Source organism: Bifidobacterium xylocopae, from assembly GCF_003315615.1.
Classification (GTDB): domain Bacteria; phylum Actinomycetota; class Actinomycetes; order Actinomycetales; family Bifidobacteriaceae; genus Bombiscardovia; species Bombiscardovia xylocopae.
In genome coordinates, this window is sequence record NZ_PDCH01000002.1 from 139,822 (window position 1) to 164,529 (window position 24,708).

Here is a 24,708-nt window from a genome sequence, read left to right on the forward strand (position 1 = left end):
AATGCGGCAGTTTGATTTGGCTAGGTGTGCTTCAAGGCTGTTTGATACGAGATGATGAGATACATTCTCAAAGAGAGGAAAACGATGGCAAACTCGGCAGGTGTTGGCTTGCCCTCCCTCTCCAGCGGCGATACGGTCAGGCAGTTTTTAGCTGTAAACAGCCAAATCCTGAAAGTAGCGGGTGTAGAAACATCCGACAATGATGCACGTCTCTTGCTCGCGCAGGCTTGTCAGGTCAACCTGCATGAGCTTGACAAGGCTCTGCTGATGGGGCAAAGCCTGGGGGACTTAGCTCTAGTTGGGCAGAATCACGCGGGAAGTAAGGTGGAGACAGGGTTGACCCAGGAGGTTGCACTAGCTACTCTTCGAGAGTTTGTCAGGCGTCGGGCCCGGAGGGAACCCCTACAGTACATCGTGGGCCATGCCCCCTTCCGTTTCCTTGATTTAGAGGTCGGGCCGGGCGTTTTCATCCCTAGGCCCGAGACGGAAATTGTAGTCCAAGCCGGGTTGGATTGGCTGCTAGGGGAGGGGTCGAGAGGTCCGAAGGGGCCTGTGGTTGTTGACATGTGCGCCGGCTCGGGGGCTATCGGCTTAGCGCTGGCAACGGAGGTGGCTGGATTGCGGGTATGGGCGGTCGAGATTTCAGAGGATGCGGCGGTCTGGACACGTCGGAACTTTGAGCGGTACCAGCATGAGATTGACCGACAGAAGTCCTCATATCGTTTAGTTATAGGTGATGCGACAGATTCAGAAACTCTGGCAGATTTGGATGGCCAGGTCGATTTGATCGTCACCAACCCGCCTTATGTGCCACAATCGCTGGTGCTCACCCAACCAGAGGTGACGCACCACGATCCTCCCCGGGCTCTCTATGGGGGATCGCCTGACGGCCTGCTCATTCCTGAACGCATTGTCGCGCGCGCTGCTTCGCTTTTGCGTACCGGTGGCTATTTCGTGATGGAACACGACCCTTCACAAGCTGAAGTTTTGCGACAAAGCGTGGAATCTTGGGGCTTTACTGATGTCACAACTGGCGTAGATTTGACCGGGCGCCCAAGGTTTTTGAACGGTATACGGTGATTGTATATAAGCATGCAGAGTTGAAACTGCCTGCCTATCATATATTGAGCAGATCTTTCATTCGTAAATGTGTATATACATGTTGTTAGAAATGGTGTGTAGGTGCACTATCCCCAATAGTCGCGGCATTACTACTGTATTTACTGCATGCATATGTGGCCAAGATTGAATATAAACTAATCCTTGTAGGTTCAGGGCAATTTTATAACTTTTATAATAATTGCTCCATATTTAATGGATGGTCAATAATCGAGCAAGTCGAGGCTGCTGGGTCCCTCAAGTCGAGGCTGCTGGGTCCCTATTGAAGTTTCCGGTATTTGCTACTGTTTCCTTTCGAGGTTTCCACCGGATACTTTTCACGCGTCTTCTCAAGCTTATTGCGCACGATAGTGTCCATATCAACCCCTAACACATGTGACATCTCGATGCTATACGTCAGTACATCCGCTAGTTCATCAGCCACATGCTCCATATCACCATCCCGGGCTTCTGCGCTCCACTGAAAGCGCTCCAACAGCTCTGCTGCCTCAATAGAAATCGACTTAGCTAACGTCTCCGGTGTGTGAAATTGCTCCCACTCCCTCTCCCGAGCGAATTCCATCACTGTCTCAATAGTCTCATCACTTAGCACGGTTTCACTGTATCAGCTTAATGATAATCTCTCTCGTATAAGCATAAGGCGAATGAAGCTTATTGCAGCTTCAGACTGGATGATATCTTCGGGTTCGAGCTTTATGCATAATGTATAACAACAGTTCAGCGAAACAGCGCATCATATGATGAATTGTTGGTGATATCGCTCGGGCCGCAGTTAGCCACCTCCGATACCTATTTTCTATATGCTGATGTTTAGCCTTCCCTGTGGATGGACAAGAACATATCACTTGGAGCTGCGGATTGCTTCCCGGTGAACTCCGACCGCATGTTTTCACTACGTCGATGCAGAGACAATGTATAAAGGGCCGCAGACACTGGTGGCGCTGATAGGCAACACCAGTCACCAGTTCGTGCTTCCCGTCTACCAGCGGTCTCACTCCTGGGAGGACGAGCAGCGCGACCAGCTGTGGCATGACGTGGCTGCTACCGGGCGGCAGGCCAATTGTATGCATTGCACCGGTTTCGTGGTCTGGGTTCAGGATGGCCCATGTCCGCCTCCGGGTTGGACAAACTGTTGTTGATTGACGTGCAGCAGCGTATGACCTGCATGCTGCTGTTGGTCGCCTTGGCCGAATATGCGTGCGACCACGGTGATGATGAATCGCTGCTGTTCTCGTACAGGCAAATCATGGATAGCGGATACTTACTTGGCGGATAAACACCAGCGGGGCAGCGACCGCTATCGACTGGAGCTCTCCCAGGGAGACCATGCCAGTTTTAGGTATCTGATGGACCACGTGCTGGACCCGGAAGTGGAAGTGATTGTGGGTTCGCGGCGCATAGTGGACATTCTCAACCTCTTCCGCTCGCACTTGGCTGGCATCGGCAATCCCAATATGGTCTGGCATGGGACAGCGCGACTGCAAGTGGTGTCGGTGTCACTGACCCAGGCATCGACGAACTCCAGCTGATTTCCGGATTCATGAACTCTATGGGTAAGGACCTGGTCACGGCAGACCTGGTGCGCAACTACGCGCGGATGAACCATCCCTCTCGACCAGCAGCAGTCCTTGTACGGTAAGATTGAGTTGGAGTTGGGTGAGGAAGTCTACGTGGAAGTATTCGATGATTTTCTCCACGATTGGCTAACCGTGGTGAAGACACCTGCTCCGCTGGTCTCGCGCGATGTGTACTGTACGCTCAAGCAGTATACACAGGAGGCGGGCTTTGACTGCGGCGAACGCATAGTGAGTGATGAGGGGTAACGCGGAAGCCTTCGTGCAGATCACGCGTGGTACTCTAGAAAGCAAAGAATCCAGACTGGCTTTGGCGGGTATCGCCGCCCCGCGCTTGTTGGTGATGAACCCGTTGATTATGGCTATGCTTGAGGACTACGCCGAAGGGGCGTGGGTGTGCTCGCACGACGACCTGATCGCCATGCTGCGCACCGTGGGAAGCTTCCCCTTCTGGCGGATGGTCTGCAATGTGGCCAGCAACAGCTTGAACAAGTTCATTCCCTCCCTGATCAAGCGCCTGCGCGAGACGGGGAAGAGCGGCGGGAATTACCGGGAAGCCTTCGAAGCGATACTGCTGAGTGAGTCCGGCAGAGCCTGGCGTATACCTGTGGACAAGGAGTTTGAGCAGGTACTCATAAGACGCCACAGCTGCAGCTGTCCCAGCTTCTACATGCTTGCGAAACTGGAGAACAGCCACCACAGCAAAGACGAGCGTGACTTTTCGGCCGGCACCTACACCATCGGACACGATATGCCCCGCAACGCCCTGAACCAGCCGGAATGGATGGCCATGCTGGGTGACGATCACTAGAACATGTACGAGCAGTATGTGGACAACCTGGGTAACCTGCCGCTTACGGCCTACAATTCCGAGCTCTCCGACGGCTCATACAAGCAGAAGAAGGAGTGTACGGTCGGCGGATACAAGAACGAATACCTGACCATATCTGGGGAAATCCGGCAGGCCGATGTGTGGAGGGAGGTAGTAATCCTCGTCCGGGCCGAGCAGCTGGCCGAGCGGCGAAGCAGATCTGTGGTCTGCCTGACTTACCTGTGGAGGTCATCGAATCCTATAATCCGTGTGCTAGCAGTGAACACTCTATCAGCCCGACTGTGACGCTGGCTATGGCGGGTTCGGTCGACTATCTGCAATCCGGCCCCATCATCGTGGGCAGGACTCCCGGCTCCGTAGTCTCTGCTATGCTCACCGATACGTTCACAATCCTCCTGAGCAATGGCAAGGAGTACCATAGCCCGCCGCCGCTCTACAGTAGGGCCAGGGAGATGGAAGGTCTCGGATGAAAAGCCTCCGACGGCGGCCTGTTCGGGTGGAATGGTAGTGAGGACGACCGCTGCTGGACGAGGTGCGCGCCGTTATCTGGGATCCGCTGACCATACCACCAGCCGCATCATCGAGTTACGCAACCTCTTCTGGCCTGACTTCTACGACTACTACGCCACCCGGCCTGACTTTGTCTCCGCCTTCCGCGACCTCAGCAGCCGATCGCGCAGCAACGGCAGCAGCGCCACCTTCAGCGGCGGCATACCCAATACCAACCAAGACACCCTCTTAGGCCAGCGAAACAACTACATAGCAATAGTCCTCTACTGCCAATCCAACGAACTTTATTCCTGACTCCAACGAGACCGTCCCGAAATCAAATCCGCTCTCTTAACCCTCCTCGGAACCCTTCACTGGTCCGTCTCAGCCGCCACCACCCGTCACTCCTTGTTCTTCGAACTCCAGGTCTACTTCGATGAAGATTGTATTAAGCTCCAGGAGTGGTTGGCTAACCCTTGCACTAAGGATGTGTTCAGTTGGATTGAATATGAATCGCAAGGTTACGGCAGAGCGATAGGGATTTGCTGTCTAGGTTTAGAGAGGTACGCATGTTAACCAATATGATGCTGTGCGCTTATAATGACTCCGTGGAAGGGACATTTTACGAGGGGTCATTCATCATCGTCGGTCTTGCCGATAGAAGTTACATGGCTTGGACCTGGATGATGAATAGTACTTACCGCCGGGTGCTCGTAGGAAAGGGTGATGATTTCGGCGTTACCTTTATCGATTTCAGGCACATCGTTATCGGCGAGAACGACTTGTATGCGTCCTGGTTGGACATCGGTAAGAGAGACTATTTTTCGGTAGATAGCCTTCCCGATTGCTGAGGAAGAGTCTAAGGCGAGTTGTGGGGTGTCGATGATTAGCAATAGTGGATATGGAGTTTCGTCCCAATGCCTGGTTGCTACAGCGAGTATAGATAACCAATATGCCATTTGAATAGAGGTGATTTTTCCGCCTCCGTGGACCATATCTCGGAACGAATGCTTATCGTAAGTGGGGAGGTAGGTATCGGCATTGATATCCAATTGTTCGGCATCGGGGATTCCGAACTCATGAATATTTTTACGAAACTCCTTACTGATCTCACCGATTACATCTTGTTTCCAATCAAGTCTGTCGGATTGTTCATCAGACAAGTATTTGCGTGTTGTTCGCCGATGCTCTTCAAGACGATCGACATTTAGCAACTTATCTTTGTATAGATCCCACTGTTGGAGTTGCTGCTCCAGCTCATTCTTTCTGGCGTCTGCAGAGCTGATTTTCATGTTCAAAGCTGTGTACATTTGTAAATTTGGTGTTACAATATCGTTGGTTTGGCGGTTGATATCGTGTTCTAATTGCATGTAACGGGCTTGTCGTTCCTTGACTCGTTGCACTAGAGAATTGTGTTCTGAATGCAGAGCGGCTAACTGGGATTCAGTTTCTTTGATTTGCCGGTCGACTTCATTCAGTTCATTTTTCAATGCCTGATTTCCATTATGTTCAGTGTCAGGCTGCATGCATACGGGGCAGGTCCCGCTTTTGACTTCTCGATGTAAGGGTTGAAGACATCTAGGACAAATTGTGAAATCTGTTTCAGCAAGTATGTCAGCCGCATCGAGCGATTGTTCAATCCGCATCTGGTGAGTTTGCAATCCAGCTAGCTCGGTTTTGTAGCTTTCGATGATTCGCTCTATAGACGATAATGACTGTTTTGCCTCAGAATAGGACTCCCGTGCTTGGTTTATGATATCCGAGTATACGAGAGTGCTTTTGCCGAATGATGACGCCATGTCCATATTCATTGCGTCAAGCTGATGTCGGCTTTCGAGTGCCTCTTTTTCAATTCTTGTCAGTTCTTCTTTTAACTCTTCCTCTGTTTTGAGCTTTGTGGAATCCAAGAAATCCTTTATGGATGCGTTCTCCTGCTGAAGATTCTGAATATTCTCGGCGAGTTTGCTGAGTTCATGCTTTAAGTGTTGAATCTCCGGAGTACTGATGCTGAGCAAAAGCTCAAAAACAGTGACTCGGGTGGCGTTCATATATGGTTCAGTACTTTCGGCAATGTCATTATTGATTTTTCGTTGGGGTATGTAAATATAATTTAGAATTCCTGCAAAAGTAAGCCTTCTGCTTTTACCTTTGCCCCGTTTCGAACTCACCATCAGATCCGAGCCCAGATTCATGCTTTTCAACAGTATGTCGCTTAACGTTGATTGATTGCCCTTAGACGGGTCATGCTTTATCGGGACTTCGCCGTAATCGTTTTCGGTATTGGTGTTGAGAACTTGTACAAAGTGGGATTTGTCTCGGACCGTCCTGCTTATATGGTAGCGGTCGCTATTTACTGTTATATCGATGGATACGCTTTTTACATGGTCATAGACAACTTCAGCAATTTCCGCATCTCCGCCCAGTGAGTACTTTATGAGTTCGAATAAGGTCGTCTTGCCTACACTCGTTGTCCCTTTAAACACTGTGAGGTCTTTCTTGAACTCATAAATTACCGGTCCATTATCCGTAGAAAGCTTGAAAGAATGAATACGCATGGCTGTTGTCATGTCAATTTCCTACTTGATTAGAGCGTCAAATTGCTTGTTGGTGAGAACTTCATCGATTCGTTGTTGTATCTCTTTTTCCTTGCTGCCGTCAGTAGCTGACACGACAAGTGCTGCAAGCTGCGATGTTTCCGCCCATTTAAGCGTGCCTTGCACCTCAGCGGCGATTATCTTCCCGTGCTTGGTTAAAATAACTTTCGTTCCTGTTCTCAGCTTTCGTGCAGTAACTAATTCGCGCGATACTAGGGCATTAATCACTGGTGCGTACCTAAGGACCTGCACATTCATATCTTTTGGCAGCGTTAGTCCGCTGTTTATGCCTTGCAAGCCGTCTGATATGTACTTGCCGGGGTAAACGTGCAGGAAAAGAAGTGGATTAAGCAGTAGAAAATCGAGTTGGGCCAACCGTTTTAACGACATCCCGTTTCGAGTTCGTGCTTTGTGATCTGAATAGATTGCCAATATGAGAACGAGCCGAAGCTGATGGTATGCGTGAATGGGTAGTAGGGAAGTCCTCCAAGCAACTGTGTCTGCCACTTCATCGCCCTTCCTTGGCTCTGATGGTGTCTTGTAAACGCCTCAGCTCTTGATCGGCATCGAACGAAGGTGAAAACCATATTTTGCATTCTTCTGCAAGTTCGCTTGCCAGTCCAAGTAACTGTCTTTTGTCGAAGCCCCGAGCTTCGGGAGCGCTGGCCAGCTCCTTGCACTTTTCACCAAGTAATTTCCAAAATACTGCACCCCATGTTTGGTTTGGGTCAGTGCTATTTTGTGCTTGATCAGTAAGTTCATCTGCGGCTTCTTGTAATAAATCGGAGACCACGAACAAATCATCAGAATAATCGGGAAGAGAATAATGTGTACGCTTCCAGTCGTTGAATTTGAGTCGTAACGCATCGGCTCGTTCAATCCCGTTATCGTTGCATCCCCCTCTTGCCATTTTTATAGCCATACGATTGGCCTTTACTCTGTGAGGTAAAGAGCGGTACCATTCAGGATTGTCAACTACCTGTTTGACTACAGTGTCTAAATCATAAAGATCGATTCTTTTTGGTTTTAGCTTGGCCCTATTGTTGGTCCCGCTGTCTGCAGCACCTATGGAAGTGCGCATTCTATTCTGAACTAAAGCCAGAGAATATTCCCATACACCATCGTCGATTGTGTTGTTTCCTTTTGCTTTGGCGATGGGGAGAGCGTATCTTGTGGGCGCGAGGTCGGGGAAAACGTCCCGCCTGGGTAAACCGGTAGTAAAGCTTAATTGTTTCGCAAACTGTTTGACTAAATCAATATCGACACTCAGGTTTACATCACTATATATTGAATGAGTTTTTCATTTTCGGCTTCGAGTGTTTTCTCTAATTGAGTAAGCAAGCGGTCAATACACTCGTTATCCTCGATGCTGAGCTTGAAATCGGGGCTATTGAGGCGTGAACATATCGTTGCGAGCCGTTTTGAATCCTTCAATACTCCACTAGAAGTACACAATCGGCATTGCGGTTTCTGGTCCAGGTAGAGCCAATTGGCGTATAAGTGAAAGATACCTCCTTCATCAACAAGTTGACCCAAGGACGAAAAGTGCGGTACATCCGCCTCTCTGTGCTTTGCCGAAACGATTGTTAGGGCACCATCGTCATCAATTGCCCAATCTTCATATAGCTCGCAATACATCGTGTAATGCACCACGTCAGGTAGATTGCCGTTGGCGTCTAATACTGATGCGTATTTAGTAAGTAAATCAGCTGTCGCAATCATTGACTGCCAAGTGTAGCGATCAAGAGTTGCCTCGCCGAATTGCTCCAGCTGTGGTTTTATGAGCAGCTGCTCAATATCATAATTAGCTTGCATAAGGACCGCATACAGTTTGGAAAGTCACTAAAGTGAAAAGCATAGTAGAGTTCTGTTGATTTTGACTCATCGTGCTCCTTCTGTCATAGTGATCCCCAGCCATTGCTATTTTAACTTAATCAGCCGGTTAGGGATTGGCGTAGTTACTGGGTAATATCCACTAGTCTATTCTCCATGCGTTGACTTAGGCATTAAGCATTCCATTCTTGGGGCCAGTTGGAAGGATGAGGGAGTTCTTCTAGTGGTGGGAGGGAGTCTATGATGTCTAGGGTTTTCATACTTACTGTTATGACGCTTTCTACTAGGTTTACGATGTAGCGGGGGTCGTCTGAGTAGTTGTTCGGGTCATTGATGATTCCCGAGCCTGATTTGCTGTCGACTGTGACCTGATATCGGTCTATAAGCCATCCAATGGCGCTTTTGCCATTAATGACATAGTCGTATGCACGGAGAGGAATGCCTTCGATTGTCAGGTTTTCTGCGACTTTCAACACACTTCGATCAGTTTCTTTCTTTCCGGTCTCTGGATTTTTCAATTTCTTTGGGTATGTTAGTTTCAAAGTGCGCCCGGGGTTTTCTTTGTCTCCGATTTCTAGAACAGGCCAACGATCGATTTTTTCATAGTCGAGGTGGAGACGAGCAAGTTCCTTACCCGCTTCTGAAAAAGCGTTAAAGTTTTTTGCTAGAGGAATTCGTGGAATTTCTTTTTGCAAGTTACTAGCGAAACGATTCCGGTATTCTGGACTATGTAGAACTCCGTAAATATAGTAGAAAATGTCTTCTTTGGTTATATTGTGCTTTGAGTAAGCCCGGTTGAAGATAGCTAGTCCATTATCATTGATTGCGTTTTGGCGGACATAGCCGTGGCTGTCTTGCTTCTCCGACTCAAGATTGAGGGTGATGGTATCGTCGTCAGCTTTGGATGATTCGTATATAAACATTGGAAAGCACTGAGCGTCACCGATAAAGTGTATATCGGGGACAGTCCTACTGATAAGGGCATATCCGTTAGAGACGCATATCTCTAGATTCTCTGCTTCTGGATACGGAAACATCTGCGGTTGAAGATAGACGCAGTTGTTAAATTGAGAATCCATATATATCCATTGCTTAAAGAATGGACGGTAAGAAGACAAAGCTATGTGGTCTTCATTGAATTGGGCAGTTTTACCGTGCTTAAGGTCGTTGTATATTTCCCTTGTCCATTTTATTGACGTACTGTCGGATGTCACGAACTGTTTCACGTCCCGGGAACGGTCTGACTGCTCCCACCTGTGTAACTCGGACAAGTAGGTATTGATTGTCTTTTGCATGTTGTCGGCGACAACCTGGCGTTCTGAGTTGTAGCACCAGGGGTCACGGTTGGTTTTGACTCCTGACGACCAAGTTGAAAAGAGGCCAGTGGATTTCTTGGTATTGCCTTCCTGAATCCCTAGGGGTATGAAGTCCTGGTAGCTGTCGTCGCGGTGATTGAGCCAGTCGCCGTGCTTGTCCTGGGTCAGCATTTCCCACTCGGGGTCGGCTGCGACGGTTTCTTTTAGGTTGTCGAGCTTCTGCTGGCGAGTGAGGTAATCGCCGATATCGCGGTAGTGAATCCTTCCGTGATCAGACGAATGCGGGTTTTTAACTAGTAGAGTTACCGCTATAGTCGTTTTGGTGCCACTTCCGAAAACGTTGTCCTTCTCTTTGCGCCTGGTTTCGCCTTGCGTCCTAGCGTTCCCTCTCAGATTGTATACATAAATGTCGTTGAATTCTTCGCTGAAGCAGCGTCGCACTCCAGCGCCCGCTGCGCCTGTGAGCCAGCCTCCATTGGTCACGAAGCAAACGATTCCTGATTCACCGATGCGGTCAGATGCCCAACGGAAGGCGCGGATGTAGTGGTCATATAGAGAATTGTTCAGCGTTGCATCTGAATGCTTTACGTATGTCTCCTCGACCCGAGCGTCAAGTGCGGGATACTTTGTGTTCTGATTGCCGCTATTGCTGCTATCTCCAGCACGATAGGGTGGATTTCCTACGATTATTTTGATTGGCAACGCTATCTGCTGCTGGACGCGCTCAGTGTTCTCAACGAACATGCCCAAATCCAGTTGGTCGTCGGCCTCATGCATCTGGAAGGTATCGGTGAGCAAAGCGCCGGGGAAGGGCTTATATTCCCCGCCTATGCGCTTGTGATAGGACTGCTCGATATTGATGTCCATGATGGTTGCGGCCAGGGGGACTATCTCGTTGGAATGCAGATCGTGTTCATACTTATATGGAAGATCGGCTTCGGCTATTAACGATTCATCTTCGATGAGGCGACTCATGTATGTGCCGGTGCCGGCGAATCCATCGAGTACATGGACGTTTTTATCGCTCAATGATTGATTGAATTCGCGTTGCAAAGCGCGTTGCACCATGTGGAGCTGTGCATCTACCACTTCGACCGGAGTATATACGATTCCTAAACTGTCCGCTGTCTCCTTGAAAGCTTTAGTGAAGAACTCGTTGTAGATTTCCTTGATAAGGTTCTGTTTTGCCGCGTCACTTTCGATCTGGCTGGCTGACAACTGTACAGAAGCGTACAGGTCGTGCAGGGTCGCGTTGTCGATAGCAGAAGGCAATCCCGCCTGATATAGCGAATCCAGTGCCCGATCCAGACCTTGAACGATGGGATTGCCTTCCAGAACTGCTTCATTGGTGAAGAGCGTCTCGAAGATGGGCTTGGTGATTTCGTGCTGGGCGAGAACGGCTATGGCTTCGGTAGAGGAATACCCTGGGTTCAGGGAGTCTCGCAGCCCTTGCACGAAGGATTCAAAGGGGCCCTTGGCGGGCTCCTTGTCTACCAACTGTGCGATCTGCTCGGCACGGTGCTGAGTGATATGGGCAATGTCGTCAGTCCACTCGCCCCAGTAGATTTTCGTACCGCATTTACGCACGATTTCGGCATTGATGGCGCGTGCCAGTTCTCCGATTTCTAGGTCGAGCTCGGGCTGTACCGCCTGGTTTTCTGGCGATGGTTCATTTCCCGACATCTCAGCTTGCTCCGGCTGACCAATACGGGATGTGGGTGTCTGCTTGTGCTTGTGCAAGTGGAGCTTGCTTTTATCCAGTACGTCAACTTCGACGATTCGTTTGAGAGATTCAGTGTCGCCGAGAGCTGCAGCATTAATCTTGGCATCGAGGCGTTCGTCGTGGCTTCGTAGCGCTCGGACTACATCCCAGACGATGTTGTATGCCCCTGAGGAGAGTACTGTGTCTGGATCAGCGTCAAGTGGAATAACCACAGGGATGATAATGTAGCCGAATTCCTTTCCTTCGGCCTTGCGCATTACGCGACCGACGGACTGAATGATGTCCACCTTGCTGCGTCTGGCAGAGAGGTACATGACGGCATCCAGGCCCGGTACGTCAATGCCTTCGGACAAGCAGCGGGCGTTCGATAGGATATGGCATTCGTTTTCTGCTGTATCGGCTGCGAGCCAGTCAAGCTTGGTCCTGCGGCTCTGCGCATCCATACCACCATCAACATGGTCGATCTCTACATGGACGTCCTTACCTGCGTCGAGCATGTCCTGATTTTCGCTGTTGGGTTCGAGTGATGCGGTGTAGTCGTCGATAACGGTGCGGAACTTGCTGCTCAATGCTTTCGAGGCTTTAATTGACGCTGCGAAAGCAATGGCGTGGTGTAGTACGCGTTGGTTGTCCCCATCCAGGGTATAAGCAGCGTGTTTTCCGTTGGACACCAGCTGGTCGACACCGCGAGCATGACGGCGGTCAAAGAGTGCCTTCCAGCAGCCCACGAACTTCGCCGCGTCGTCGAGAGGCACTTCTGAGCCCGCTGCGCCGTAACGGGCTTGCATAGGTTTGCCCATCATGTCTTCGGACACTTGCATGACTACGATTTTGTAGTCTGTGAGGAGTCCCTGGTTCACGGCCTGGCCGAAGCTTAAACGATAGGCAACCTTGCCGTATGTGGATACATCGTCCATGCTGGCGACTTCTACCGCGCCTTCAGTGGCTTTATTCTTGGCACCCTGGTCGAAAATACGCGGAGTCGCTGTCATATAGAGGCGTTTGGCGGAGCGTATGAACGTTGAATCATGAATCTTCTGGAATGACGCCTCTCCATCCATGGCGCCTGTCGTGCGGTGTGCCTCGTCGCAAATAGTGAGATCGAACTCGGGGAGACCCAGCGCCTGAGCTTCGTGGACAACGTCTATGCTCTGATAGGTGGAGAAGATGACGTTGAGCGCATCGGCGCTTTGCTGAAAGCGGTTCGCCACTGTTTCGGGGTTGGTGGTGGCCGGGAAGGGTATGTCAGTTAGCTGTCCGTATGATTCATTGTTCACCTTGCTGGCTTTGCCATCTGAGCACACCACATAAACGTTGATTTTGCCGCGTACCTGATTGACCCAGTCCCGCATGGACTGTGAGATAAGGCCTATTGAGGGAGCGAGGAACAGAACCATCCCGCCGGTGCCGACCATTTCTTCACTCAACCGGAGCGAAGTCAATGTCTTTCCCGTACCGCAGGCCATGACCAGAGAGCAGCGATCATCGGAAGCGAGTTCGTGTTTCACGGCATCGATGGCGGCTCTTTGGTGTGGGCGGGCAGCGTAAGTTGTGCGCCCTGTCTGTTCTGAGCCTTCTATGAATGCAGTCCAGTCCAGGTTTGAGTGCCTAATCGTATCCAGGTCAAGGCGAACGAGCCCAAGGTCGCTGTGAGCTATGAAGTAGCTCTCTAAATTAGCCGTGTACGCTTCTGCTGTGTCCGCGAGCATATAGTGGCTATAGTTATCATCGGCTATCGCATTCATGAAGAAGGTGGATACGTCTCCTGCCGCAAGCTTGCCTTTGGAATAGCACTTGGCTTGTATCGCCCAATAAGAGCCATCGCGGTCAAGCGCGACGAGGTCGATGCCGGTGTCCTGCTTGCCGGGATTCGTCGGAGCGTCGTTCCATAGCCAGACCTTTGAGATTCGATTCTGCCAGGATGGATCGTTCTCCAGGAAGAACTTCACTGCTTCTTCGAATCGAGTTCCCTGCTCGCGCTTGTCGACGGATTCGTCGATGATGCTGGCGAAGATCTCATCAATGGTCATTGCAAAAACCTCGGCTTTCATAGACGCTGATTTTACGATACCGTAACGTCTGGTGAAAAGGTTTATTGGCTTATTCTGCGCCTAAAAGGCAAATGCTGTGTACCAACTGCTGCGTAGGACTCAATTTGACACAGTTTGGATATGCTGTGAAAGGTTAACGGTGCATAAGCGTTGTTGAAAGGGGTGATTGCATGGCAGCGACGGGGCGGGAGCGGGAGATTCTGGGGCTCATCCGGCAGAATCCCATGATCAGCCAGAGGGAGCTGGCCCAGCGGTGCGGGATTACGCGTTCCGGGGTAGCGGCCCACATATCCAACCTGGTCAAGAAGGGTTATCTGCAGGGCAAGGGCTATATCGTATCCCCGCCTTCGTACGTGAGCGTGATCGGCGCGGTCAACATGGACATTTATGGTCTGGCTGATAATCCGGTGGTCTCCTCCAGCTCGAACGTGGGGCGCATCACCTTCGCGCTGGGTGGCATCGGTCGTAACATCTCCTATGATCTGAACAAATTGGGCGTGCGCAATTACCTGATCACCGCTTATGGCAACGATCACAACGGCGATTTCTTCAAGCAGGATGCACTCACCAACGGTATGGACATCACGTACTCCCAGCAATTTCCCGGTACCAACACCTCGACCTACCTGTCGGTCAGCGGCCCGGACGGCGGCCAGTTGATGGGTTTGGACGACATGATCGTCGGCGATCTGATCACCCCTTCCTTCTTGGCTGATCGCGAGCATGCGATTGCCAACTCCACCTCAGTCGTGGTGGACACCAGTCTTTCTGCACAAGCCATAGCCTGGGTCTGTGAGCATGCGACCGTTCCGGTGTTTGCCCGCGTCGTCTCCGTCAACAAAGCCGAGAGGCTCATCCCTTCGCTTGGCCATATAGACACCGTCTCGCTCAGTACGGCGGAGACCGAGGTGCTCACTGGCATCAAGGCTGTGGACGAGGCCAGTGCGGATGCATGCGCCGAGTATCTCCTGGGTAGGGGTGTCAAGCGCGTCTTTCTCTTCCTGGATGATGTGGGGATGCTCTACCGGACGACGCCGGATCGTCTGTATCTGCCGGCACCCGAACGAAGAAGAGCACATGTGAACGGCGCTGCTTCCGGCGCGCTCGCCGCCCTGGTGTGGGCCCGGGGAGAAGGTATGGGCTTCGTCAAGAGCGCCCAGGTGGCGGCCGCCCTGGCTTCGTTGAGTATGGACGGTCTGGCGTCAATCAATCCCGCGTTGACGGTCGAGGGCCTGGAACGACGGCGGATCGAACTATTCGGCTGACGATGTTGGGCCGTGTGGCGCGCTTCCTCGCTGTCCTGTTAGGCGAGGTGTGCGTGGTGTGTTCTTTTTTCCCCTGGCTTGCGTCTGCCGTGTATCGGGCATGGATTTCTTGCACGTCTTGCATGCCTCGCTTAGTGGGCGGGGCGTAACCTACTTGAATTCCCTGCCTTTAGATGGGCTGTGGCCACCGCAACAATGGCTGAGTTCGGTGATTCCTTCTGGTGGCATGCGAAGCGGAGCCTCGTCTTGCGACACATGGCGAAGCGCGATATACTAACAATTGTTTATCTACATAAACTATTGCCAGTGTTGACAAGGTTGTGCCAAAGGAGGATGAGATCCATGGCGGATTACTCATCGCAAGCAGTCAATGACAGCGGCGGCGGCCGATATGTTGTAGTCATCGGCGGTATGAACATGGATATCTGTGGGCGTCCATCGGATCGGATCGTGGACCGTGATTCTAACCCTGGAGTGGTGACCCTCTCCGTCGGTGGCGTCGCTCAGAACATGGCGCAGAGTCTGGCGCATCTCGGTGTGCCCACCCATCTGATTACGGTCTATGGCGACGACGCCAACGGTCAGGCCATGCGCGAGTCCTGCGCTGCCAACAGCATCGATCTGGGTCATGCCACCATGCTCGAGGGACGTCGCTCATCCACCTACCTGTTCGTCACCGATGAGACCGGTGACATGCTGGTGGCGGTGAACGACATGGACATCTGCCGACAGATCACACCCCGTTTTCTGGCTGAGCGGCTGGACTTCATCAACGGTGCGGCGATCTGTCTCCTGGACGCCAACCTCGAGCCGGAGACCCTGCGTTGGATTGGCGAACACGTCACGGCGCCCCTCTTCGGCGACACGGTCTCGTCCATCAAGGCCGAGCATTTCGCACCGATACTAGGGGACATGACCGTGCTCAAGCCGAATGCCCTGGAGGCAGGTAAACTGACGGGCATCGATGTCGAGGATCTGAATTCAGCCAAGACGGCTGCAAGGATCCTGCTGGACAAAGGTGTCAAACGTGTCTTCATATCCATGGGGGTGCAGGGGATCCTGTGCGCCCGCCGTGATGCGTTCGGCTCCGATGAGATGGTGCAGGTGCCGCCTTACCGTACGCGGATCGCTACGGCCAACGGCGCCGGTGATACCGGCATGGCCGCGATCACCTGGAGCTATTTCGACGATCCCGAGCGTGATTTGGACCAGGTCGGGCGCATCGCCCAGGCCGCGTCCAGCATCGCCTTGGAGTGCACCCGCGCCGTGCCCGACATCTCAGTCGAGCGCATTCGTCGGAAGATGGCGGTCGATGCCTTGGTGGTTTGAAACCGAAGCGTGAGCGAGACAGACCTGTTTAAGACAGCATTCCAGTAAAAGGAGAACAATGGTAAAGAAGCAGCTCTATTCCTTGATCGGTTACGAGGAGTCCGTCAAGACGATGGAGGCCGGCGCTGACCATATCGGTTTAGTGCCCATGCAGAACGGTGGCGTGCCGGCTCACCGGGTGCCTTTGGAGCGGGTGCACCGGATCTTCGACGAGTGCCATAGGCGTGGTGTCGTGACCGTGGCCATCATGCTGACGAACGACCCCGAGGAGATGCTGGACCTGGCCCCCAAGGTCAAGCCGGACATCCTGCACATCGCCGGGGACGGGTATGCGGCTGACGAGGACTTCGCCCGTCGACTCCAACAGGTGGCTCCTGGCACCAAACTGATGCAGGCCGTGCTGGTAGATGATGAATCCGCTGTGGAAAGGGCCAAGCGATACGCTCGGTATTGCGATTTCATTCTGACCGATTCCGGCTTGGCGCCCGATACCGGCATCGGTGCGAGCGGGCAGACCCACGATTGGTCCATTGACGCCAGGATCGTCAAGGAGTGCGGCAAACCGGTCATCATGGCTGGTGGCCTTGGGCCGGACAATGTGGCTGATGCCATCCGGCAATGCCATCCCTACGGTGTGGATTCCTTGACTAAGACCAGCATCAAATATGAGGGTGGTCGTATGGAGAAGGACATTGAGAAGGTCCGTGAGTTCTGCCGTAATGCCGATGCCGCTGCGGCTGAGATAGGGTGATTGAGATGGATTACAAAATGCTACAGCCAGTTAAAGTCGTCTGTTCGGACGATTTGGGCGCCAGCTTGCTGGACATCCTTAAGACCGAGGACTATGAGCGCCCCCTGGTCGTGACGGACTCTTTCGTCAGCGGCATGCCCAGGGTGACGGACGCCTTCCATCACTTGCGCGATGGCGGCGTGGACCTGGCCGTCTTCGACCAGGTCAAGTCCGACCCCCAGTCCGGTACGGTAGCCAAGGGCCTGCAGGCGTTCAACGCCCACGATGCGGACAGTATCATCGCGATTGGCGGCGGCTCCTCGATGGATGTGGCCCGTGGGATCAACATCGTCCGCGTCAACGGCGGCGAGATCCTGGAGTACACGGATCCGGCAAAGCCGATTAAGCCCTGCAAGGGGATGATATCCATCCCGACGACTGCGGGCACGGGCAGTGAGATGTCCAACGCCTTGGTCGTCACCGATGAGGCCACGTCCAGGAAGATGACGATCCTGGCCGATCCGGCGGTCAGCGAGTACGCAGTCCTGGATCCTGATCTGACCGTGAGCCTGCCGGCGGGCATGACGATCGCCTGCGGGTTGGATGCGTTCGGCCACGCGGCCGAGGGTTACCTGTCCCATTTGTCCAGTCCGGTCACCGACGCCATCTGTGAGAAAGTCATGTTCCTCCTGTATAACTACTTGCCCCGGGCCGTGCATAACGGCGAGGATCGGGAGGCGCGCGAGCGTGTCATGGTGGCCGCGGACCTGGCTGGTTGGATGCTGAACAACACCGGCACCATCGTGGGGCACTCGATCGCCCACGTGTTGGGGTCCAAATACCACATCGTGCATGGGGATGCCGTCGCCTACGCACTGCCGTCGGTCATGGAGTTCGTCGGCCCAGTCAGGCCTGGGAAGGTGCGTGAGATAGGGCAAATCCTGGGGGCCACCTATCCCGAGGATGCGCCCGAGGAGCAGACGACGCTCATCGCCTGCCGTGCCTTCAAGGACTTCCGAGATCGGATGCTGGGCATGCATCCCTTCGAATCGTATGGGTTGAGCCGTGAGGAGCTGTTGACGAACGCCCAAGCGGTGGCGAATGAACGCTTCGCTGGGAACACCCCGCGTACAGTGGACCAGCAGGCTGCCCAGGTGCTCTTAAGAGGCTTTGGAAGTCGATGAGCGTAGTAAACGGTAAGAAAGAGAGTGATACATATGGTCAGGAAGATAATACTGGATTCGGATCCAGGGCATGACGACGCCGTCGCCATCCTGCTGGCCGTCGGCAACCCCAACATCGACCTGTTGGGAGTGACGACTGTCGGCGGTAACCAAAGTCTGGATAAAGTCACCTATAATGCGCGCGCGGTGCTCGAAGAGGCCCACGCCACCGACGTACCCGTGCATGCGGGCTGCGACCGTCCGCTGGTCCGTTCTCAAGAGGTGGCCGCGACCATTCACGGTGAGAGCGGTCTGGACGGCGTGGAGCTGCCCGAACCCACGCGGCCCCTTGACCCGGGCCATGCGGTCAACTGGCTGATTGACACGATCATGGCGGCCGAACCCAAGTCGATAACCCTGGTGCCAACGGGCCCCCTGACCAACATCGCCATGGCCGTGCGTATGGAGCCTCGCATCGTTGACCGGGTCAAGGAAGTCGTCCTGATGGGCGGCGGCTACCACGTGGGCAACTGGAGTGCGGTAGCCGAGTTCAACATCAAGGTCGACCCCGAGGCGGCACACATAGTCTTCAATGAGTCTTGGCCTGTGACCATGGTTGGTCTCGACCTGACCCATCAGGCCTTGTGTACGCCCGAGGTGCAGCAGCGGATTGACGGGCTGGGTACTGACCTGGCTCACTTCGTTTCAAAACTCATGGACTTCTTCCGCAAGTCCTATCAGGACAACCAGGACTTCGTCGATCCGCCTGTGCATGACCCCTGCACGGTCGCCTATCTGATTGACCCTTCTGTGGTCCAGACCCGCCGCTGCCCGGTGGATGTGGAACTCCATGGGGATCTTACTCTGGGCATGACCGTCGCCGACCTTCGGGGACCCGAGCCCGCAGCCAAGGATTGCAACACCAAGGTTGCCACAAAGCTGGACTTTGATAAGTTCTGGGATCTAGTGACCGAAGCCATTGCGAAGATTGGATGAATACGATGGAACAGACTGTAAGAGGAACTACGAAGGAACCAAAGGGCAAGTCCATTGCAGCGCTGATGACAGCGCTTATGGCCGCTATCTTTGCTTTCCAGCTTAATGCGTCTATGCTTTCACCTGCGCTGACGACCATGCAGAACGAGCTGCATACCGACAGTGCGCAAATCGGTTTGACACAGACGGTCTTCTTCACTGCTTGCGCTGTCTTCTCTTTGTTTCTGCCTCGTTTAGGTGATTTGTCCGGACGCAAGAAGGTTCTCATCTGGATGCTTGTTCTGACCGCTATAGGCTGTGTGATTTCAGCTTTGGCCGTCAATGTGCCGATGTTGATGGTTGGCCGTGTCGTGCAGGGGGTTGCCGGGCCAATTGTACCGATGACTTTGATTATGTTGCATAATGAAGTTACGGATGACATACGGTATGCCAAACTTATGTCGATCCTGACGGCCGTCAATGGTGGCATCGGAGGTGTGGATGCCATTCTGGGAGGTTGGTTAGCCGGTACTTTCGGCTTCCGCTCCGTTTTCTGGTTCATGGTCGCAATTGCAGTCATTGCCATCGTTCTGGTTTTCGTCTTTGCCTCCGAAAGCCACGCGGCTGAGACGCCTCGCATGGATTGGCCGGGGGTGGTATCCCTTTGCGTAGCCTTCCTGATGGCATATTTGGCCATTAACGAGGTCGAGAAGCTTGCACAAGCCAACTGGGGAATTGTTGTGGCCGAAGTGGTCATTGCCATTGTCTTCTTTGTGGTCTTCTGGCAAATAGAAAAAAGGGCAAAAGCCCCAATGGTCACGACCCACTATCTCAAGCAACGTCGTACCTGGGGACTCCTTCTGACAACCCTGTTGACTATGACGGGTGTCTTCGCCATTATGAACGGTGTCGTTCCTGCTATGGCTCAGGATGTCAAATTCGGAGCCGGCATGTCGGCTAGTGTAGTCTCATTCGCAACGCTGACCCCTTATGCTCTTGTTGGTCTGGCTTTCGGCCCTGTAGCTGGCGTACTGGCATCTAAATTCGGCTATCACAAGGTGTTGCGCATGGGGCTCCTCGTCACAGTGGTTGGGCTGCTTTTCGGTATCTATGTATGCAAAGTGCCGAGCGTCTGGGCTCTGGTTGTACTCTCCTTGGTGTTGGGGATATCTTACGCAGGTACAGTCAACATTATGCTCAACGGTCTGGGTGTCGTTCTTTCTCCGGCGGACAACACCGGTTATCTGCCAGGTCTGAACTCGGGCGGATTCAACCTGGGCGCAGGCCTGTCGTACGCGGTGCTTTACGCCTTCATGAATGCTTTCGCCACGCCGTCCAACGGCACAGCGGGCTATGTGGCCAGCATGATCGGAGCCGTGGCACTGCTTGCGCTCGCCTATGCGGCCTCTCTGCTCATTCCCAGGCATGGGGATGATTGATGATGTGACGGACTAGTGCCGCTACATTCTCCCCGGGCTCCGTCGGATGGCTGTTTGCAGTTGCCGGCGGGGCCCTTGCGTGCATCGTGAAAACCGACTGGATGCGTGGAGCTTGCCGACGTATGCGGAAAAGAGGTTTCCTGGCGCTGCGCGGGCTTTGGTCAGCGTAAACTGATACGCGGTAGAGGCACAGGTTCGGAGGCGGGGATGCGACAGAGGGCCTTGGGTCTGATCAAGAACGAGACCGTATTCGTCATAGCCGCTGTCATCGCCTTTATCTCATGCTTCTTCGTGCACCCTGACCGCATGTATATCGGTTACATCCATTACAAGACCCTGGCACAGCTGGGTTCACTGATGGTTGTTGTGGCAGGCTTGCAGCGAATCGGTCTCTTCCACCGGATCGGGTCCAGCCTCCTTGCCCGTGTGCATACGGTGCGGGGACTGGCCCTGGTCCTGACGGCCCTGCCGTTTGTGGCCAGCATGCTGATCACCAACGACGTGGCCCTGGTTACCTTCATACCCTTTGCGATTGCGGTCCTGGTCATGGCAGGTATGGAGGACCGCATTTTCCTTCTGGCCTCCCTGATGACCCTGGGGGCCAACCTGGGTTCCATGCTCACCCCGATCGGCAACGCCCACAACCTCTATCTGAAAGCCCGCTCGGGCATACCCACCTCCGGCTTCCTGGCTCTGATGGCACCCTACACGTCGGCTTCGGCCGTGCTCCTGGTCCTTACCATCTTCCTCGCCTTCCCCTCGGAACGAGTGCATACCTTGGACCACATGGGGGCCTCAGGCATTCGGCGTTCGGTCCTGGCGCCCGCACAGGGCAGGACCCATCCCGACGTGCATATGGAGCCGATGCCGGGGTGGCGACTGGGCGTCTACGCCGCCCTCTTCCTGGTATGCCTGCTTGGTGTGGGCGGCATCCTGCCCCAGTGGGCCATGCTGGCGATCGTGGTCTTGGGTTTCGCCATATGCGACCGCCGCGTCTTCCTGCAGGTGGATTGGGGTCTCCTGCTCACCTTCGTGGCTTTCTTCATATTCATCGGCAACGCCCGCCGTATACCCGGCTTCTACAATCTGGTCTCAGGTCTGGTCGGCTCCCACCCCCTGGCCACTTCCGTCGTTTGCAGCCAGATGATCAGCAACGTGCCCACAGCCTTGCTGGTGTCCGGCTTCTCCTCGGCCTGGCGGCAGATCATCGTCGGTACGAATCTGGGGGGTCTGGGCACCTTGATTGCCTCGATGGCCTCCTTGATCTCATACAAGGCAGTGGTCAAGAAGTATCCCCGTTCCAAGGGGCGATATCTCTCAACCTATACGCTGCTTAACCTCCTCTTCCTTGCTGTGCTTTGGCTCCTGGCATGCCTGATCGGATGATACGACAACGCCAACACGCCGATGTGAGTCTGCTCACATAGCGCTGTAAGCGCATCACCTGCGTTTTTGCGCGGGTAGCCTACCTATACTGAGCAAGGATGCGGGCCGGCCGCCTTCGGCGGGGGCTCCTGTGCGGAAAGACCGCGCAGAACAAGGGAGCGAAGATGGCCGGAAGTATTTTCACCAAACGGAATGCAGGATTGCTTGCGGGTGTATTCACCTTGGCCATGCTCTCCCGCTTCGATTCGATCATTTCACCGTCCATCGCATCGATTCAGGCATCCTTCCCCAACGCCGAACCGTCAACGGTTGAGTCGATCGCTACGGTTGGAGCCACCGCGGCGGTGGTCTCGGCCTTGCTGTTCGGCAAGCTGATGGAGTGGCTGACCTTTAAAGCCGCGGGGATGATCTCCTGTGCTTTCATAGCATTTGGCGGCCTGATGCCCTTGGCCTTCCACTCCAGTGTGGGTCAGTTGCTGCTGTTCGCTGTCATCGCCGGTTTCGGCGCCGGCATCCTGACAACTGTCCTGCCCAGTCTCACCGCACGTTTCTTTCATGGCAGCCAACTCTCGGGACTGATGGGCAAGGTTCTGGCCATGCAGGACGGGTCCTCCATGGTTGTCCTGGCCGTCGGTGGCCTATTGGCCGCGGGCGGGTGGATTCGCAACTATTGGCTCTATGGACTGGCCTTGCTGGGCTTGGTCCTGGTCGCCGTGTTCGTCCCTGGTGTCAATGCGGCCGACCCCGAGCAGGTCTTCACCGATCAACCCGTCAAGGCAGGTGCTGATGCGGTTGCCGCTTCCGACGGCGATCAGGCAGGGGCGGGCCGGCGTAAGCAGAGTGTACCGGCTTTGGCGGTCTGCATCCTCATCGGCTTCCTCAGCATCTTCCTGGTGGCTGTGCTGTACAACAAGCTTTCGGTCTATATAGCTCAATACCATCTGGGCGGCGCGGATGCGTCCGGTTTCGCCCTCATGTTCAACACCGGCTCTTCGGTTGTGATTGGTCTTTCAATCAACCGTCTACGGCATTTCCTCCGCGATTACACCCTCCCCTTCGCTTTCGTCCTGATGGCCGTGGGGGCGCTTGTCCTGCTCGCCACCCATGCCTTCCCTCTGGCCTGCCTGGCGGCCTTCCTGGTGGGTTCGGGCTCGGCGGTCATCATGGCTTCCTGCCCCTTCCTGCTTTCCAACCTGGCGGAGCGGCGTCGTTATCCGCTGGTCATGGGTGTTTTTTCCGCGATGACCAGCCTCGGCTTCACCGCGTCGACGTGGGTTTTCAAACTGGCGGCCGACTTCCTGGGCGGCGATCCTCTCCAGGTCAGCCTGTGGGGGATGGTCCTCATCGCGCTCGTCGCGGCTGGGGCTTTGGCGCTGGGGCGTTTCCAGCCACGCATCGAAGCCCGGTACATACCACGGTGATGGGTCGGCGGAGGCAGGTCCAGTTACCGGGAGACGAAAGGGTTGTCGTTGATGATATAGCGGCGTAGCCGTTGCTTGGCTTTGGATATGCCGATTCGAGGCGTCGACTCGATATGCTCGCCAGGTTCCAGGGGTGCGGCGACCAGGCGGAGGGGAGGCAGTCGCAGGTCGTGGCCATAGAGGGTCTTGTCGATTGCCAAGGCCTGGCATAGTTTGGCCGGACCGTTGGTAAGGTCGCGGATTGCGTGCGTGCCATGACGGTGTGCGCTCAGGATGTCAGCACCGGCCATGGGTTCAGCGGCACGAATCAGGACTCCAGCGCCAAAGCCGTCCGCTTCGCAGACGATGTTGCAGCAATAATGCATGCCATAGGTGAAGTAGACGTAGAGATGACCGAAAGGCCCGAACATGGCTCGATTCCGCTCGCTCAGGCCATGGTAAGCATGTGAGGCGGGGTCCTCCTGGTCGTAGGCTTCAGTCTCCACTATGCGTACAGTCGCCTGGCCGCCGTCTTCGTAATCGCGAACCAGGAGACAGCCGAGGAGCCGCTGGGCCGCCTCATCCACGGGGCCGTCCAGGAAGTCAGGGAAGGTACTGGTGCCTGTGTGTGCAGGAAATCGCACAGGGACGCGGGTTATGGCAGCCACTCCATTACTCCTCGTTGCAGGCCGCTTATGGTCGTTCATGCTGTCCAATCCTATACCGCACCACTGCGCCCGCTTCCGCCGTGCGATCACGGCTCCGCTTGGGTCGAATCGGATCCTTCGAAGGTCAGCCGGTGGCGGACGGGGCGGAATGTCGCGGCGCGTCTTGCTATTCTCGCTTGGATGACTTATCCCAACGATCCGGAGGATGTGACCATGCGTCCGCTACAGGCCACTGACCTGGACGCGACCATGGAACGGCATATCAGAATCAAAGCGCTGTTGGAAAGGCGGAAAGACGCCATCTTGGAGCAGCTTGACGATCCCGGTCTGGACCCCGGCCGCCGTAGCCGACTCGAAGCACGCAAGGAGGACGTCAAGAGGGACATAGCCTCGATCAGGGTGTGGGGGAGTGAAAGGGATTATGAGCGCATGTGGAGGAAGTATCAGAAGGGATAACGGTATCTCGGCTCACTCTGCAAGTCATGGGGTACTGCGATGCCGCGAATTTGAAGCTTTTGCGTTTGCCGGATCATGCCCCCCCCCCCACTTCCCGCTCGGGAGTATGGATTGTGCCTGGTGACCCCGGCCGGACTCGAACCGGCGACCTACAGATTAGAAGTCAGTTGCTCTATCCAGCTGAGCTACGGGGCCGAACCCTTATATTCTAACCATGCCGTTTCGCTTGCGTGCTGGCGGCGCGTCATGTGGCTGCCCAGGCCCATGCCTTACGCCCTGGGAGTACGGAGCGGGTTCCGGGCATGGCGGGGCGGGTTGCCCCTGCGCTATGGTGGCAGCGTAGGGAACGCGGCCGTCAGCTGCGGA

Annotated in this window: 23 protein-coding genes and 1 tRNA gene; 16 read left to right on the forward strand and 8 right to left on the reverse strand. The window is 54.3% G+C overall.

What is annotated here, in order from left to right:
* The first annotated feature begins 51 nt into the window (after positions 1-51).
* Positions 52-1,080: a peptide chain release factor N(5)-glutamine methyltransferase gene (gene prmC, locus CRD59_RS01975; RefSeq protein ID WP_236632666.1), complete on the forward strand. Its 1,029-nt coding sequence runs from the start codon at positions 52-54 to the stop codon at positions 1,078-1,080.
* A gap of 298 nt (positions 1,081-1,378) precedes the next feature.
* On the opposite strand, the gene CRD59_RS01980 is transcribed toward prmC, so the two are convergent.
* The gene (locus CRD59_RS01980; RefSeq protein WP_113852920.1) at positions 1,379-1,711 is read right to left on the reverse strand and encodes a nucleotide pyrophosphohydrolase; all 333 of its coding nucleotides are present in this window, start codon (positions 1,709-1,711) and stop codon (positions 1,379-1,381) included.
* A gap of 543 nt (positions 1,712-2,254) precedes the next feature.
* On the opposite strand from CRD59_RS01980, the gene CRD59_RS07935 reads away from it, so the two are divergent.
* From CRD59_RS07935 to CRD59_RS02005, 6 genes are all read left to right on the forward strand, one after another.
* Entirely contained in the window at positions 2,255-2,395 is a 141-nt protein-coding gene (locus tag CRD59_RS07935) for a hypothetical protein (protein ID WP_161522251.1), read from the forward strand.
* The gene (locus tag CRD59_RS01985; protein WP_127920924.1) at positions 2,385-2,648 is read left to right on the forward strand and encodes a hypothetical protein; all 264 of its coding nucleotides are present in this window, start codon (positions 2,385-2,387) and stop codon (positions 2,646-2,648) included. The genes CRD59_RS07935 and CRD59_RS01985 overlap by 11 nt, the downstream gene beginning before the upstream one ends.
* A gap of 283 nt (positions 2,649-2,931) precedes the next feature.
* Positions 2,932-3,504: a hypothetical protein gene (locus CRD59_RS01995; RefSeq protein ID WP_113852923.1), complete on the forward strand. Its 573-nt coding sequence runs from the start codon at positions 2,932-2,934 to the stop codon at positions 3,502-3,504.
* Positions 3,505-3,507: 3 nt separating this feature from the next.
* On the forward strand, positions 3,508-3,810 hold the full coding sequence (locus tag CRD59_RS02000) for a GmrSD restriction endonuclease domain-containing protein (protein WP_113852924.1): 303 nt from the start codon (positions 3,508-3,510) through the stop codon (positions 3,808-3,810).
* Positions 3,807-3,995: a hypothetical protein gene (locus CRD59_RS07795; RefSeq protein WP_127920925.1), complete on the forward strand. Its 189-nt coding sequence runs from the start codon at positions 3,807-3,809 to the stop codon at positions 3,993-3,995. The genes CRD59_RS02000 and CRD59_RS07795 overlap by 4 nt, the downstream gene beginning before the upstream one ends.
* Positions 3,996-4,032: 37 nt before the next feature.
* Entirely contained in the window at positions 4,033-4,329 is a 297-nt protein-coding gene (locus tag CRD59_RS02005) for a hypothetical protein (protein WP_145961767.1), read from the forward strand.
* Positions 4,330-4,646: 317 nt separating this feature from the next.
* Here CRD59_RS02005 and CRD59_RS02010 read toward each other — a convergent pair whose 3' ends face one another.
* From CRD59_RS02010 to CRD59_RS02030, 5 genes are all read right to left on the reverse strand, one after another.
* On the reverse strand, positions 4,647-6,581 hold the full coding sequence (locus tag CRD59_RS02010; RefSeq protein WP_113852926.1) for an AAA family ATPase: 1,935 nt from the start codon (positions 6,579-6,581) through the stop codon (positions 4,647-4,649).
* A 9-nt stretch (positions 6,582-6,590) separates the two neighbouring features.
* Positions 6,591-7,040 (reverse strand): hypothetical protein, encoded by a 450-nt coding sequence (locus tag CRD59_RS02015; RefSeq protein WP_127920926.1) that lies wholly within the window; start codon positions 7,038-7,040, stop codon positions 6,591-6,593.
* Between the two features lie 76 nt (positions 7,041-7,116).
* A complete protein-coding gene (locus CRD59_RS07800) occupies positions 7,117-7,689 on the reverse strand; it encodes a hypothetical protein (RefSeq protein WP_127920927.1) in 573 nt (190 codons plus the stop codon).
* A 191-nt stretch (positions 7,690-7,880) separates the two neighbouring features.
* Positions 7,881-8,423: a hypothetical protein gene (locus CRD59_RS02025; RefSeq protein ID WP_113852929.1), complete on the reverse strand. Its 543-nt coding sequence runs from the start codon at positions 8,421-8,423 to the stop codon at positions 7,881-7,883.
* 191 nt (positions 8,424-8,614) lie between these two features.
* Positions 8,615-13,531 (reverse strand): type ISP restriction/modification enzyme, encoded by a 4,917-nt coding sequence (locus CRD59_RS02030; RefSeq protein ID WP_113852930.1) that lies wholly within the window; start codon positions 13,529-13,531, stop codon positions 8,615-8,617.
* 170 nt (positions 13,532-13,701) lie between these two features.
* Between CRD59_RS02030 and CRD59_RS02035 the strand changes: the two genes are divergently transcribed.
* The 8 genes from CRD59_RS02035 (at position 13,702) to CRD59_RS02070 (ending at position 23,239) form a co-directional block, all read left to right on the forward strand.
* The gene (locus tag CRD59_RS02035) at positions 13,702-14,796 is read left to right on the forward strand and encodes a PfkB family carbohydrate kinase (protein WP_113852931.1); all 1,095 of its coding nucleotides are present in this window, start codon (positions 13,702-13,704) and stop codon (positions 14,794-14,796) included.
* 342 nt (positions 14,797-15,138) lie between these two features.
* Positions 15,139-16,125, forward strand: coding sequence for a carbohydrate kinase family protein (locus tag CRD59_RS02040; protein ID WP_113852932.1), 987 nt, complete (start codon positions 15,139-15,141; stop codon positions 16,123-16,125).
* A 58-nt stretch (positions 16,126-16,183) separates the two neighbouring features.
* A complete protein-coding gene (locus CRD59_RS02045) occupies positions 16,184-16,876 on the forward strand; it encodes a phosphoribosylanthranilate isomerase (RefSeq protein WP_113852933.1) in 693 nt (230 codons plus the stop codon).
* Between the two features lie 17 nt (positions 16,877-16,893).
* Positions 16,894-18,039 carry an iron-containing alcohol dehydrogenase gene (locus CRD59_RS02050; RefSeq protein WP_236632667.1) on the forward strand — a complete coding sequence of 382 codons (1,146 nt, stop codon included), beginning with the start codon at positions 16,894-16,896 and terminating at the stop codon, positions 18,037-18,039.
* A gap of 33 nt (positions 18,040-18,072) precedes the next feature.
* The gene (uriH, locus tag CRD59_RS02055) at positions 18,073-19,014 is read left to right on the forward strand and encodes a uridine-preferring nucleoside hydrolase UriH (RefSeq protein ID WP_113852935.1); all 942 of its coding nucleotides are present in this window, start codon (positions 18,073-18,075) and stop codon (positions 19,012-19,014) included.
* Positions 19,015-19,019: 5 nt separating this feature from the next.
* Positions 19,020-20,432: a uridine transporter UriT gene (gene uriT, locus CRD59_RS02060; protein WP_113852936.1), complete on the forward strand. Its 1,413-nt coding sequence runs from the start codon at positions 19,020-19,022 to the stop codon at positions 20,430-20,432.
* Between the two features lie 207 nt (positions 20,433-20,639).
* Entirely contained in the window at positions 20,640-21,818 is a 1,179-nt protein-coding gene (locus CRD59_RS02065) for an SLC13 family permease (protein WP_113852937.1), read from the forward strand.
* Positions 21,819-21,982: 164 nt separating this feature from the next.
* On the forward strand, positions 21,983-23,239 hold the full coding sequence (locus CRD59_RS02070) for an MFS transporter (RefSeq protein WP_161522252.1): 1,257 nt from the start codon (positions 21,983-21,985) through the stop codon (positions 23,237-23,239).
* Positions 23,240-23,262: 23 nt separating this feature from the next.
* Here the strand turns inward: CRD59_RS02070 and CRD59_RS02075 are convergent, their stop codons facing one another.
* Positions 23,263-23,862 (reverse strand): DNA-3-methyladenine glycosylase, encoded by a 600-nt coding sequence (locus tag CRD59_RS02075; protein ID WP_236632668.1) that lies wholly within the window; start codon positions 23,860-23,862, stop codon positions 23,263-23,265.
* 204 nt (positions 23,863-24,066) lie between these two features.
* On the opposite strand from CRD59_RS02075, the gene CRD59_RS02080 reads away from it, so the two are divergent.
* Positions 24,067-24,342 carry a hypothetical protein gene (locus CRD59_RS02080; protein ID WP_127920928.1) on the forward strand — a complete coding sequence of 92 codons (276 nt, stop codon included), beginning with the start codon at positions 24,067-24,069 and terminating at the stop codon, positions 24,340-24,342.
* A 118-nt stretch (positions 24,343-24,460) separates the two neighbouring features.
* On the opposite strand, the gene CRD59_RS02085 is transcribed toward CRD59_RS02080, so the two are convergent.
* Positions 24,461-24,537 (reverse strand) — tRNA-Arg (locus CRD59_RS02085).
* Between the last annotated feature and the right edge of the window lie 171 nt (positions 24,538-24,708).